12 protein-coding genes and 1 tRNA gene are annotated in these 13,613 nt (G+C 60.8%); 12 read left to right on the top strand and 1 reads right to left on the bottom strand.

Features of this window, described 5'->3' with window-relative positions:
* The first annotated feature begins 15 nt into the window (after positions 1 to 15).
* From pheT to AYR47_RS27250, 5 genes are all read left to right on the top strand, one after another.
* Positions 16 to 2,394, top strand: coding sequence for a phenylalanine--tRNA ligase subunit beta (gene pheT / locus AYR47_RS27270; protein ID WP_033901720.1), 2,379 nt, complete (start codon positions 16 to 18; stop codon positions 2,392 to 2,394).
* A 3-nt stretch (positions 2,395 to 2,397) separates the two neighbouring features.
* Positions 2,398 to 2,700: an integration host factor subunit alpha gene (gene ihfA, locus AYR47_RS27265; protein ID WP_002553164.1), complete on the top strand. Its 303-nt coding sequence runs from the start codon at positions 2,398 to 2,400 to the stop codon at positions 2,698 to 2,700.
* Positions 2,681 to 3,037: a MerR family transcriptional regulator gene (locus AYR47_RS27260; protein WP_010209127.1), complete on the top strand. Its 357-nt coding sequence runs from the start codon at positions 2,681 to 2,683 to the stop codon at positions 3,035 to 3,037. Before ihfA ends, AYR47_RS27260 begins: the two co-directional genes overlap by 20 nt.
* Before the next feature lie 90 nt (positions 3,038 to 3,127).
* Positions 3,128 to 3,204 (top strand) — tRNA-Pro (locus AYR47_RS27255).
* A 234-nt stretch (positions 3,205 to 3,438) separates the two neighbouring features.
* A complete protein-coding gene (locus AYR47_RS27250) occupies positions 3,439 to 3,870 on the top strand; it encodes a hypothetical protein (protein ID WP_033901718.1) in 432 nt (143 codons plus the stop codon).
* Positions 3,871 to 4,013: 143 nt separating this feature from the next.
* On the opposite strand, the gene AYR47_RS27245 is transcribed toward AYR47_RS27250, so the two are convergent.
* Positions 4,014 to 4,865, bottom strand: coding sequence for a lipopolysaccharide biosynthesis protein (locus AYR47_RS27245; RefSeq protein WP_082781549.1), 852 nt, complete (start codon positions 4,863 to 4,865; stop codon positions 4,014 to 4,016).
* Between the two features lie 318 nt (positions 4,866 to 5,183).
* Between AYR47_RS27245 and AYR47_RS27240 the strand changes: the two genes are divergently transcribed.
* The 7 genes from AYR47_RS27240 (at position 5,184) to AYR47_RS27210 (ending at position 13,509) form a co-directional block, all read left to right on the top strand.
* On the top strand, positions 5,184 to 5,852 hold the full coding sequence (locus AYR47_RS27240; protein WP_061449059.1) for a GntR family transcriptional regulator: 669 nt from the start codon (positions 5,184 to 5,186) through the stop codon (positions 5,850 to 5,852).
* Between the two features lie 65 nt (positions 5,853 to 5,917).
* Entirely contained in the window at positions 5,918 to 6,724 is an 807-nt protein-coding gene (locus AYR47_RS27235) for an ABC transporter substrate-binding protein (protein ID WP_061449058.1), read from the top strand.
* A gap of 11 nt (positions 6,725 to 6,735) precedes the next feature.
* Positions 6,736 to 7,512 (top strand): amino acid ABC transporter permease, encoded by a 777-nt coding sequence (locus AYR47_RS27230; protein ID WP_010209179.1) that lies wholly within the window; start codon positions 6,736 to 6,738, stop codon positions 7,510 to 7,512.
* Positions 7,513 to 7,514: 2 nt separating this feature from the next.
* The gene (locus tag AYR47_RS27225; RefSeq protein WP_061449057.1) at positions 7,515 to 8,294 is read left to right on the top strand and encodes an amino acid ABC transporter ATP-binding protein; all 780 of its coding nucleotides are present in this window, start codon (positions 7,515 to 7,517) and stop codon (positions 8,292 to 8,294) included.
* A gap of 20 nt (positions 8,295 to 8,314) precedes the next feature.
* Complete coding sequence (locus AYR47_RS27220; RefSeq protein ID WP_033901713.1) at positions 8,315 to 9,406, top strand: polyamine ABC transporter substrate-binding protein; 1,092 nt, start codon at positions 8,315 to 8,317, stop codon at positions 9,404 to 9,406.
* A 17-nt stretch (positions 9,407 to 9,423) separates the two neighbouring features.
* Positions 9,424 to 11,034, top strand: coding sequence for a gamma-glutamyltransferase family protein (locus tag AYR47_RS27215; protein ID WP_033901712.1), 1,611 nt, complete (start codon positions 9,424 to 9,426; stop codon positions 11,032 to 11,034).
* Between the two features lie 84 nt (positions 11,035 to 11,118).
* Positions 11,119 to 13,509, top strand: a complete 2,391-nt coding sequence (locus tag AYR47_RS27210) for a TonB-dependent receptor (protein ID WP_033901711.1) — start codon at positions 11,119 to 11,121, stop codon at positions 13,507 to 13,509.
* The last annotated feature ends 104 nt before the right edge of the window (positions 13,510 to 13,613 follow it).

Here is a 13,613-nt window from a genome sequence, read left to right as displayed (position 1 = left end):
CTTTAGGAGAGCAGGATGAAATTCAGTGAACAATGGCTGCGTGGCTGGGTAAGCCCGCAGGTAGATCGCGACGCGCTGGTTGCCCGTCTGTCGATGGCCGGCCTTGAGGTCGATAGCGTTACGCCGGCCGCCGGTGTTTTCAGTGGCGTGGTCGTGGGTGAGGTGTTGAGCACCGAACAACACCCCGATGCCGACAAGTTGCGTGTATGCCAGGTCAGCAATGGCGCGGAAACCTTCCAGGTCGTGTGCGGAGCGCCAAACGTGCGTCCGGGCCTGAAGATCCCGTTCGCCATGATCGGTGCCGAGCTGCCAGGCGACTTCAAGATCAAGAAGGCCAAGCTGCGTGGTGTCGAGTCCAACGGCATGCTGTGCTCCCAGGCAGAACTGCAAGTCGGTGAGGGCAACGATGGCTTGATGGAGCTGCCGGCCGACGCGCCAGTGGGCCAGGACATCCGCGTTTACCTGGAGTTGGAAGACGCCAGCATCGAAGTCGACCTGACCCCGAACCGTGGCGACTGCCTGTCGTTGGCAGGTTTGGCCCGTGAAGTCGGCGCGTTGTACAACGCCACGGTCACCCGTCCAGTGGTTGCCGCCGTGCCTGCTGTGCACGACGAAGTACGCCCGATCGACGTGCTGGCACCAAACGCCTGCCCGCGTTACCTGGGTCGTGTGATTCGCAACGTCGACCTGTCCAAGCCAACGCCGCTGTGGATGGTTGAGCGCTTACGCCGTGCCGACGTACGCAGCATCGACGCCGCCGTCGACATCACCAACTACGTGATGCTGGAGCTGGGTCAACCGCTGCACGCTTTTGACCTCGCCGAAATCAACGGCGGCATCCGCGTGCGCATGGCAGAAGAAGGCGAGAAGCTGGTACTGCTCGACGGTCAGGAAGTCAGCCTGCGTGCCGACACCCTGGTCATCGCCGACCATTCCCGCGCCCTGGCGATTGCCGGCGTGATGGGTGGCGAGCACAGCGGCGTATCCGCGACCACTCGCGATGTGTTCCTTGAAAGCGCGTTCTTCGACCAGATCGCCATCGCCGGTAAGGCCCGTTCCTACGGCCTGCACACCGATGCCTCTCACCGCTACGAGCGCGGTGTGGACTGGAACCTCGCCCGTGAAGCCATGGAGCGCGCCACTGGCCTGCTGCTGGAAATCACCGGTGGCGAAGCCGGTCCGATCACCGAAACCGTCAACGCGCAGTTCCTGCCCTCCGTTGCACCGATCACCCTGCGTGCCAAAAGCGTCGAGCAAATGCTCGGCCTGGTCATCGAGCCGGCTGAAATCGAGCAACTGCTGTCGGCTCTCGGCCTGGCTATTTCCTCGAGTGGGGAAGGGCAGTGGCACGTTGAAGTACCAAGCCATCGCTTCGATATCAGCCTGGAAGTCGACCTGATCGAAGAGCTGGCCCGTCTCTACGGCTACAACCGCCTGCCGGTCCGTTATCCGCAAGCGCGCCTGGCGCCACAACCAAAGGCCGAGGCGCGTGCGCACCTGCCTGAGCTGCGTCGCCTGCTGGTTGCCCGTGGTTATCAGGAAGCGGTGACCTACAGCTTCATCGATCCGAAGCAGTTCGAACTGTTCAACCCAGGCGTCGAACCGCTGTTACTGGCCAATCCGATCTCCAACGACATGGCGGCCATGCGTTCTTCGCTGTGGCCAGGCCTGGTGAAAGCCCTTTCCCATAACCTGAACCGTCAGCAAGACCGCGTGCGCATGTTTGAAAGCGGCCTGCGTTTCGTCGGTCAGTTGGACGGCCTGAAGCAAGAGCCGATGCTGGCCGGTGTGGTCTGCGGCAGCCGTCTGCCGGAAGGCTGGGCACAGGGTCGCGACGCTGTGGACTTCTTCGACGTCAAGGCTGACGTGGAAGCGGTACTGGGCTTTGCCGGTGCTTTGGACGCCTTCACTTTCGTGCCGGGCAGCCATCCTGCATTGCACCCAGGCCAGACGGCACGCATTGAGCGTGAAGGTCGGCTGGTCGGTTTCGTCGGCGCCATTCACCCTGAATTGTCGAAAACCCTCGGTCTCGACCGTCCGGTCTTCGTGTTCGAGCTGGTTCTGGCTGAAGTGGCTTCTGGCAAAATGCCTAAATTCAGCGAGTTGTCGCGCTTCCCTGAAGTGCGCCGTGACCTGGCCTTGATCGCCGACCGTGAAGTGGCCGCCACTGCTGTTCTGGATGTAATCCGTGAAAATGCAGGGGAATGGCTGACAGACCTCAGGCTATTTGACGTCTATCAGGGTAAAGGTATTGATCCGCATAGAAAAAGCCTTGCAGTTGGCTTGACCTGGCAGCATCCATCGCGCACTCTTAATGACGATGAGGTGAATACCACGACACAAAATATCCTCACCTCGCTCGAACAAAGGTTGAACGCCACGTTAAGGAAGTGACGTATGGGGGCTTTGACGAAAGCTGAGATGGCGGAACGTCTGTACGAAGAGTTGGGTCTGAACAAGCGCGAGGCCAAGGAATTGGTTGAGCTGTTTTTTGAAGAGATCAGACACGCTCTGGAAGACAACGAACAGGTCAAATTGTCCGGTTTCGGCAACTTTGACCTGCGGGACAAACGCCAGCGGCCTGGCCGCAATCCAAAAACGGGAGAAGAAATCCCGATCACGGCTCGCCGTGTGGTCACCTTTCGTCCAGGGCAGAAGTTGAAGGCCCGAGTTGAGGCTTATGCTGGAACCAAGTCATAACGACGAGCTACCCGTCATCCCAGGCAAACGCTACTTCACCATTGGTGAAGTCAGCGAGCTCTGTGCGGTAAAACCGCACGTGCTGCGCTATTGGGAGCAGGAGTTTCCTCAACTCAACCCCGTCAAACGCACCGGGAACCGTCGGTATTATCAGCGCCAGGATGTGCTGATGATCCGACAGATCCGCGCGTTGTTGTACGACCAAGGGTTCACCATCAGCGGCGCGCGCCAGCGTATGTCCGGTGATGAAGCCAAAGACGACACTACCCAATACAAGCAAATGATCCGCCAGATGATCGCCGAACTCGAAGATGTGCTGGTGGTGTTGAAGAAGTGATTCAAGCTTTTAAAATACTTCCACATTTCAAAAGCTTGCGGTATATTCCGGATCGCTTCGTCAAGAAGCAAACCCAGTAACACGCCTAGTCGGGGCGTAGCGCAGTCCGGTAGCGCACTAGCATGGGGTGCTAGGGGTCGAGTGTTCGAATCACTCCGTCCCGACCATATTATTCAATGACTTAGCCCAATCTTTGCAGGTTGGGCTTTTTCATGCCCGGAAAAAACCACATTCACCCCTCAGGATCGTCCCCCCCCCCCTCGCACCATCACGGCACACCTTGTTACAACGATTCGCCCCAGGGTGCAGTCGGTATAGAACTTCAGTCATCTGTTCTCATCCAAATTCCAGGCGTGTTTCAAACCGTGAGCGCCTGCTGACAACCCATAGAGGTTCACAGAATGAAAATGACACTACCCGCCCTGATTTTGGGCGCCCTCATTTCGCAAGGAGCGATGGCAGCCGGAGATGGCACAGCAGCCCTTGGAGGCGGCGTTGGTGGTGCCCTTGGTAATATCGTAGGTCAACAGCTCGGTGGCTCGACGGGCGCAGCGGTAGGCGCAGGCGTGGGTGGTGCCGCCGGCAGTGCTGTCGGGGCTCAAAGGGGCAACCGAGCGGAAGCCGCGCTAGGTGGTGGTATCGGCTCAGCCGGCGGCTCGCTGATTGGTAATCGTCTCGGAGGCACAACGGGGTCGACTATTGGCGCCGGTGTAGGTGGTGCCGCAGGCGGCGCGCTGGGGAATAACCTGGCAGATGATGAGAGTGGTCATCGATCAGACGGCAAGAAGCACAAAGGCAACAACAAGCACAAACACAAGAACAAGCATCGTTAGGCTCTGACGGTGTCACATTGAAGCCCGGCCCAGCGCCGGGCTTCTTGTATCTGCCATTTGTAGAGGTTGATCAATGAGCTATCAACACGGGGGTCCACTAAGTCAGTAGTGGAACCCCTTTCTCGTTTCTGGTTTTCGCAGCCTTACGCGAGCATGCCCTCAACATCCGCCAAGGTGGCATGAGGAACAACTCTGTCCGGAATTCGTGAGATGTCAGACAGGTTGTAAACCATGAAGTCATCACACATGACCTTATCGGACATCAATTCAAACGACGGCAGTATGCGCGTGAAGTAGTGCTGATCGAGCCCGCAGGGTGAGTGGGTGGAATCAGCACTTTCGTAAAACCTGCCTGAGCGCTCGTCCAGATCAACGCCCACCAGAAAGACCTGGGTGAACCCCACATGGAATGCCAACTGTATGGCCAGATAGGCCACGGTTCGTGCGTCAAAAAAGCCCTCGCTCATGTCTTTGCTGAATCCCAGCGGTCTTTCGCGGCTAGGCAGCAAGGGATGATTGACGACCAGCGCACTGTGTTTGCCTCGAACAGATTCCATCCAGGAGGGCCGCTTGGCTTTGGATAATGGGTACAGCCGTCCAGTCGGTCGAGCATGAGAGGAGCGTGCGTGATCTTCCCACAGCGCAACCCTTTGGCTGATCGCCATTGCCTGCTTGAACAGCTCCGGCTGTTGTTCGGAGAAACTTCTGTCCGTACAGGCGTAAAAGTACGGCTTAACGCCAGTATCGAGAAACATCGAAATGGCACCATTCATCGTGATCATCGGCACATGCGCAAATTTCTCGATGGGAAACGATTTAGCCGATGGTCCGGAGGCAATGATGAAGACCGCGCCCGACTCGGTGTTCCGGCAGGCGTTAAAATCGCTCAGGTCCAGTTGGTATTTGTTCGAAAGCCAAGGGGCTGTGAAGGGGGCGTACAAAGCCCGCTGAGCGTTACCAGCATGCTCGATGGCGACGAAGGCTGTCTGTTTCATCGGGCCCAACCGTGCAGTGAGAAGAAAGTTCGTACATCACCCGACCCTATGGCGGATGGCTGAGTTCCTTCTTAAAGCAAAGTTCATGGTCCGGTCTGCGGCGTTTTATGCCCGCCTCCCGTTACTTCCGCCCACAGACAGTGCGTTTTCTGAGCTATTTGGTAGCAACTTCCTGCGCGCGCACTCCACGCGATTATCGCAATTTCATCGCTATCCCATCCAAATCAATCACTTGCTATATCGCCAGATGAGTTGGCACACATCCTGCTTTTTTGCATTCGTGGATAATTGGATACAAAAATTCAAAAGGTGCTGCCGATGCAATTTGCCCCCGCTTACGTTGACCGCCAGCCCCTCACCGCCGAGGAGGAGGCCTACAACTTCCTGCTCGACGCCATTTGCAGTGGCCGCTATCGCAAAGGCGACCGGTTGATTGCCGAGGATATCGCCAGCGAGATCGGCATGAGCCGCATGCCGGTGCGCGAAGCCTTCCGCCGCCTGGATGCCCAAGGTCTGGTAACCCTCAGGCCTAACCGTGGCGCCGTCGTGAGCGGCCTGGATATCGATGAGTTACACGAAGTGTTCGAGATGCGCAGTGCCCTCGAAGGCCTGGCGGTGCGCGTGGCGGTCGCACGCATCGGCGAACGCCAATTGGCCGCACTGGAGCGCCTGCTCGACGAGATGGACGATTACCGCGACGAAAGCGCCGCCTGGGTCAGCCGCCACCGCGCTTTCCACGAATACCTGTGCAGCCTCAGCGGCCGTCCGCGCTTGATGAAGCAGATCTCGGCGCTGTACTCGCTGGTGGAAGCGCCCATGCGCCTGTGGTTGCAGCACGGCGAGAAACCCCTCAGCGCCCGCCAGGAACATGCGGTGATCCTCGATGCCATCCGTTCCGGTGACGCGGCCCGCGCCGAGGCAGTGGTGCGCGAGCACATCGAGGGGACCGTGCCAGCGCTGATCCAATTCTTGCAAACCGAAAAATAAGAAAGACCTGCTGTGTTTTGACTTTGAGTCCTGCCCCGTTAACCAACGAACTGGAGTGTCTGGTCATGCATAAACGCCGCGCCTTGCTGGTGGCTGTCTCCCTCGGCCTCTGTACCCAATGGGCCATTGCCGCGCCCCAGGTACCGGAGCGCCTGAAGAGCGTCGATAAACTGGTGTATTGCTCGGGGATGGATTCGCCGCCCCTGGTGTCTTTCGATGAAGCGCAGAAGCCGCGCGGGCTCACCGTCGACCTCGGGCTCGAGATCGCCCAGCGCCTGGGCGACAAACACGTGCAGTGGCGGGTGATTCCGTTCTCCGGTCTGGTGCCGGCGTTGCTTGCTCAGCAGTGCGACATGATCGTCGACCAGCTGTTCGACAAGCCCGAACGGCGCCAGGTGATCGACATCGTCAACTACATGTACTCCAGCCAGTCGGTGGTGGTGCCCAAAGGCAATCCCAAAGGCATCAAGGCCTTGGATGACTTGTCCGGGCACAAGGTGGCGGTGCTCAACGGCTCCACCATCAAGACCCTGCTGGACGCGCAAAACGACAACCTGACCAAGGCCGGCAAGCCCCCGATGAAGCTGGTGGTCTACAACACCGACACCGACGCCTTCCAGGCCCTGCGTATCAGCCAGGTCGATGCCTACGGCACCACGGTGGAAACCGCCGGCTACTACGCCGCGATGGCCCCGGACCTGTTCCAGGAAGGTGTACCGGCCTTCAGCCGCATCCTCACCGGCCTGGGCATGCGCAAGGACGACCCGCAGCTCACCGCCGCCGTGCAGCAAGTGATCAGCGACATGCGCAGCGATGGCAGCTATGTGGCGTTGCTGAACAAATGGCATGTCAGCAGTGACACTCTCGACTGAGGTTTGCGGCGATGAACTTCAATTGGGATGTGTTCTGGCAGTACCTGTTGCAGCCCAGCGGGGTCTACCTCACCGGGCTGTGGCTGACTTGCTTGATTGCGGTGTCGGCGATGTTGCTGGGCTGCGTACTGGGCTTGGCGGCGGCGCTGTTGCGCCTGTCGAAGAACCCGCTGCTGCACCTGCCAGTGCGGTTTTACGTGTGGTTGATGCGCGGCACGCCGCTGCTGGTGCAGATCGTGTTTCTCTACACCGCGCTGGCGGCCGGGGGGATTTTCCGCTTTGAGGACATCGATCTGTTCGGCCTGGTCGTGCCCGGCAATATCCAGGCGGCGATCATCGCCCTGGGCCTCAACGAAGGCGCCTACATGGCCGAAATCATCCGCGCCGGCATTGGCGCCGTCGACAAGGGCCAATACGAAGCCGGGCGCTCCCTGGGCATGGGCTTCGCCAAGCTGATGCGGCGCATCGTACTGCCCCAGGCGTTTCGCGTGATCGTGCCGCCGCTGGGCAACGAGTTCAACGTGATGCTCAAGAACACCACCCTGGTCAGCGTGATCGGCGTGCAGGAATTGCTGCTCAGCACGCAAATGGTCACCTCGGCGACGTTCCGCGTGTTTGAGCTGTACCTGGTGGTGGCGATCTATTTCCTGATGCTCACCACGCTCTGGGGCTTCTTCCAGCGTTGGCTGGAGGCGCGCTTCGGCCAGTCCGACCGGCCTTCTGCGCCGCCACCGGCGTCCAGCCGCATGTTCGGGCGCAGCACTTTGAAACTGCTGAGGGGACGATAACCATGGCGCACCACAGTGAAGAACTGATCATCGAAGCGCTGGATATCCACAAGTCGTTTGGCACGCTGCAGATCCTCAAGGGTATTTCGCTGCAAGTGCGGCGCGGAGAAGTGGTGGTGCTGATCGGCGCCTCGGGTTCGGGCAAGACCACCTTCATCCGCTGTATCAACCTGCTCGAAGACATCCAGGGCGGACGCATCCGCGTCAACGGCCGCGCCATGGGCTATCGCGAGCGCAGCGACGGCAGCCTGGTACGCGACTCGGAGCGCAACATTGCCCGCCAGCGGCGCGACATCGGCATGGTGTTCCAGCGCTTCAACCTGTTCCCCCACATGACCGCGTTGGAAAACATCATCGAAGCGCCGATCCAGGTACTCGGCACACCCCGCGCCGAAGCCTTGGAACAGGCCCGTGGATTACTCGCTCGGGTCGGCCTGGCGGACAAGGCCAACCATTACCCGTCGATGCTCTCCGGTGGCCAGCAGCAACGGGTGGCCATCGCCCGTGCCTTGGCGATGAAACCCCAAGCCATGCTGTTCGACGAACCCACCAGCGCCCTCGACCCGGAAACCGTCGGCGAAGTGCTGCAGGTGATGAAGGAACTGGCCGAGGAGGGCATGACCATGGTGGTGGTCACCCACGAAATGGGCTTTGCCCGTGAAGTGGCGGACCGCGTGGTGGTGCTCGATCAAGGCGAACTCATCGAACAGGGGCCACCGGAACAGATTTTCAGCCACCCCAGCCATCCCCGTACCCGAACCTTTCTCAGTCGCGTGTTATGACCCTTCCAAGGAAATGTGCCATGCGTTTATCCAGCTTGTTTGCAGCCCTGTGCTGCGCCGCCGTTGTACCCATGAGCCAGGCTGCCACACCTGTGGTCAAGGTCTACAACTGGTCCGATTACATCGGCCCCGACACCTTGAAGAACTTCGAGAAAGACAGCGGCATCAAGGTGCAATACGACATCTTCGACACCAACGAAATGCTCGAAGCCAAGCTGCTTTCCGGGCACTCGGGATATGACGTGGTGGTGCCCTCCAGCCAGTTCCTGTCCAAGCAGATCCGCGCCGGTGCCTACCAGCCGTTGCAGCGACATTTGCTGGATAACTGGAAGCACCTTGACCCGCGCCTGATGCAGCGCCTGGAAGCCGCCGACCCCGGCAACCGCTACGCCGTGCCTTATATGTGGGGCACCGTGGGCATCGGCTACAACGCAGAAAAAGTGCGCGCCGTGCTGGGCAAGGACGCGGTGCTGGATTCCTGGTCGATGGTCTTCGAGCCAGGCAACCTGGCCAAGCTCAAAAGCTGCGGCGTGGCCTTCCTTGATGCCCCGGTGAAGATCATCCCGCAGGTCATGCTCTACCTCGGCCTGGACCCCAACAGCACTCAGCCCGACGACTACAAACAGGCCTCGACCCGGCTGATGGCGCTGCGGCCCTCGGTGACCTACTTCAACTCCTCGAAATACACCGCCGACCTGGCCAACGGCGATATCTGCGTGGCGGTCGGTTATTCCGGCGACGTGATGCAGGCCCAGAGCCGTGCCAAGGAAGCTGGCAAAAACATCGACATCCGCTACCTGATCCCCAAGGAAGGCGTGAACCTGTGGTTCGACATGCTGGCGATTCCCAAGGACGCCGGCAACACGGCCAATGCCCACACCCTGATCAACTACCTGTTGCGCCCCGAGGTGATCGCGCCGATCAGCGACTACGTCGGCTACGCCAACCCGAATAAAGACGCCACGCCACTGATGGACCCGAAAGTCAGCGGCAACCCCGGTATTTATCCTGGCGATGACGTGATCAACCACACCTTTGTCTCCGCCGACCTGCCGGAAAATATCCAGCGTCTGATGACCCGGGAATGGAACCGCATCAAGTCCGGCCAATGAATCGAAGAGCCTCTGCCATGTTGAAATTTTCTGCTCACGAGTACCCTTATCCCTCGCAGCGCCAGAGTGTGTTTGCCCAGCGCGGCATGGTCGCGGCGTCCCAGCCCCTGGCCGCCCAGGCCGGTATCGAGGTCATGCAAAAGGGCGGCAATGCCATTGATGCCGCCATTGCCACGGCGGCCGCTTTGACGGTGGTGGAGCCCACCGGCTGCGGCCTCGGCGGCGATGCGTTTGCCCTGGTCTGGTGCAAGGGCCAGTTGCACGGTTTGAATGGCAACGGCCATGCGCCGGCGGCCTTGAGCATCGAGGCGGTCAAGGCCGACGGGCATGACCAGATGCCGCTGTATGGCTGGACGCCGGTCACGGTGCCCGGTTGCCCGTCGGCTTGGGCGGAGCTTTCCCAGCGTTTCGGTAAGTTGCCGTTTGCCGAGTTGCTGCAACCGGCCATCCGCCTGGCGCGCGACGGTTTCCCGCTGTCGCCGGTGGTTGCCTATCAATGGCAACTCACCCTGGAAGAATTCGCGCCTCATCGCAATGCGGCGCTGGACGCCTGGTTCGACACTTTCCTGATCGACGGCCGTGCGCCACAGGCCGGGGAGATGTTTCGCAACCCGGCCCAGGCCCGTACCCTCGAAGAGCTGGCGGCCACCCGCTGCGAAAGCCTGTATCGCGGCGCGCTGGCCGAACGCTTGGACGCGCATTCCAAGGCCAGCGGTGGCTACCTGCGCGCCAGCGATCTCCAGGATTACCGCGCCGAGTGGGTGGAGCCGATCCACGTCAATTACCGGGGGGTGGACGTGTGGGAAATCCCACCCAGCGGCCAGGGTTTGGTAGCGTTGATGGCGCTGAAAATCCTCGAAGGTTTCAGCTTCGATCACCGCGACAGCCAGCAGACCTGGCACCGCCAATTGGAGGCAATGAAACTCGCCTACAGCGATGGCCTGCACTACATCACCGACCCGCTGCATATGCGCATGGCTGTTGCTGACCTGCTCAGCGATGACTACAGCCGCCGTCGCCGTGAACAGATCGGCGAACAGGCCCAGCCGCCCAAACCCGGCGACCCTCACGCCAGCGGCACCGTGTACCTGGCCACGGCCGACGCCGAAGGCAATATGGTTTCGTTCATCCAGAGCAACTACCACGGTTTCGGCTCCGGCGTGGTGCTGCCCGACAGCGGCATCGCCCTGCAAAACCGTGGGCAGGAGTTCAGCCTCGATCCGACGCACGCCAACTGCCTGGCGCCGGGCAAGAAAACCTTCCACACCATCATCCCCGGTTTCCTCACCAAGGACGGCCAGGCCCTTGGCCCGTTCGGCGTGATGGGCGGCTACATGCAGCCCCAGGGCCACCTGCAGATGGTGATGAATCTGGTGGATTTCGGCCTCAACCCGCAAGCGGCGCTGGATGCGCCGCGCTGGCAATGGCTGGGTGACATGAAGGTCGGCATCGAACAGGGCGCCTCCCGCGACTTGGCCAACGCCTTGGCGCGGCGCGGGCATCAGGTGCAGATCGCCAGCGACCTCACCGACTACGGACGTGGGCAGATCATTCTGCGTGATCCGGTCAGTGGTGTATTGTGCGGCGGAACGGAGCCGAGGGCGGATTCAACGATCGCCGTGTGGTAAGCGAAAAAAATTGGCGGAGCCTGTCCCTTTTTTTCATCTCGCCTGTCATTCCAGGCAAGTGAACACTATCGAGAGCTTCCGCCAATGCCCGTCGTCCGTCCCTTGCTCAAACTGAGCCTGCTGCTGAGTCTCAGCGCCAGCCCGTTTTTCGCTGCCGTCAGCTATGCCGAAGACACCGCCACCCGCCGTAGTTATCAGGTGCCCGCCGGCAGCCTGAGTGCGGCGCTCACCCGCTTCGCCGGGTTGGCGGGTGTCAACCTGTCGGTGGACCCGGCGTTGGTCAGCGGGCGCAGCAGCAGTGGTTTGTCCGGCGAATATGGAGTGGAGGAGGGCTTTGCGCGCTTGCTGCAAGGCTCTGGCCTGCAACTGCAACCGATGGGCGCACAGAGCTACATGCTGGTGCCGGCGCCGGACGGCAGCACGCTGGAGTTGGCCCCGACGTCGATCCTCGGCACCACCGGCCTGTATGACGGCGACACCTACGCCGGCGGCCAGGTGGCGCGCCGCACGGCCCAAGGTATGCTCGGCACGCGGGACTTCATGGAAACCCCGTTCAGCATCACCACTTACACCGCGGATGCGGTGAAGAACCAACAGGCCCGCACCCTCGGCGACCTGATCGCCGCCGACCCCTCGGTGCGCGCGACCAACCCCGCCGGTGGGCGTTACGAGCAGTTCACCATCCGTGGCTTCAGCCTGTTCAACAGTGACGTAGCCTACAACGGCCTGTATGGCGTGCTGCCGACCTACACCATCGACATGGAAATGGCCGACCGCGTCGACATCCTCAAAGGCCCGAGCCAGTTGATCAACGGCATCTCTCCGCGTGGCAGCGTGGGCGGCGGGATCAACGTGGTGCCCAAGCGCGCCACCGACAAGGACATCAACTCGTTCACCGGCAACTGGGCGTCCGACAGCCAGGCCGGCGGTGCGGTGGACATTGGTCGACGCTTTGGCGAAGACAACCAGTACGGCATCCGTTTCAACGGTGTGAAGCAGTCCGGCGACACCGCCTGGGACCACCAGAGCGTCGACCGCGAAATGGCCGTGCTGGGCCTGGATTTCCGTGGCGAACGCCTGCGCCTTTCCACCGACATCGGCCACACCGAGCGCGACACCGATGCACCGCAAGAGCGCGTGCAGGTGGCGGCCGCAGCGCCGGTGCCCAGCGCTAACGACGTGCGCCGCAATTATGCGCAATCCTGGAGCAAGGCCCGCACCAACGACACGTTCGGCACGGTCAATGCCGAGTACGACCTCAGCGACAACGTGATGCTCTACGGCGGCGTGGGCGCGCGCAAAAGCAACCACGACTTCCTGCGCCACGCGGTGTCCGTGTCCAATGCGGCCGGTGATTTCAGCGTGCAGCCACGGGATTTCACCCGCGATGAAAACGTGCGCACCTACACCGCTGGCGTGCGTAACTGGTTCCATACCGGGCCAGTCACCCATGAGGTCAACCTCGCCGCCAGCTACTTCGATATGGACTTCACCAACGGTGGCGCACGCTATGGGGCGGCGCCGAGCAATCTCTACAACCCGGTACAAACACCGACGCCGTCCACAGCTACCCGCCAGGACGCCAAGGTCTACACCGAAAACAAATTCAGCGGCGTGGCCTTGTCCGACACCCTGGGCTTCTTCGACGACCGCCTGTTGCTCACCCTCGGTGCCCGCTGGCAGCGCGTGAAGGTGGATGACTGGAGCAACGGCGTCAAAGGCGACACGGCCTACGACGAAGAAAAGGTTTCGCCGTCCGGCGGCCTGCTGTTCAAGGCCACCGACAAATTGTCGCTGTACGCCAACTACATGGAAGGCCTGAGCCAAGGCAAGATCGCGCCGTCCACCTCGCGAAACGAAGACGAGATCTTCCCGCCGTTCATCAGTCGCCAGGTGGAAGTGGGCGCCAAGTACGACGCCGGCGCGTTCGCGGTGACTGCCGCCGTGTTCCGCATCAAGCAGCCAGCCTATGAAACCAATGCCACTACGCGGCTCTTCGGCCCCAATGGCAAACGTGAGAACTCGGGCGTAGAGCTGAGTGTGTTCGGCGAACCGCTCAAGGGCTTACGCCTGCTCGGCGGGGTGATGTACATCGACAGTGAACTGAAAGACACCACCAACGGCACCTGGGACGGCAACCGCGCCCCGGCCACGCCCAAGTACAACGTTAACCTTGGCGCCGAATGGGATGTGCCGGGTCTCGAAGGCCTGACGCTGACCAGCCGTGGCATCTACTCTAGCTCGCAGTACCTGGACCAGTCCAACGTCAAGGAAATCGACGCCTGGAACCGCGTTGACCTGGGTGCGCGCTACGCGTTCAAGGTGGACGACAAACACATCACCTTGCGGGCGAATGTGGAGAACGTCGCTGATAAGCGCTACTGGAGCTCGGCCGGCGCTTCGGATGACAGCGAGCCGGGGCTGACCTTGTCCACGCCGCGCACCTATCTGCTGTCGGCCACCGTCGACTTCTAACGGCTGTACGTCGATCAAAATGTGGGAGCAGGCAAGCCAGCTCTCACACTGGATTTTCGGCGTTAATGAGAATGTTTTTTGATCACGCCGCCCCGATATGGAAT

The sequence above is a fragment of the Pseudomonas azotoformans genome, from assembly GCF_001579805.1.
Taxonomy (GTDB): domain Bacteria; phylum Pseudomonadota; class Gammaproteobacteria; order Pseudomonadales; family Pseudomonadaceae; genus Aquipseudomonas; species Aquipseudomonas azotoformans_A.
The sequence above is the reverse complement of the archived record's forward strand: the minus strand, read 5'-3'. Positions and strand labels throughout refer to the sequence as shown.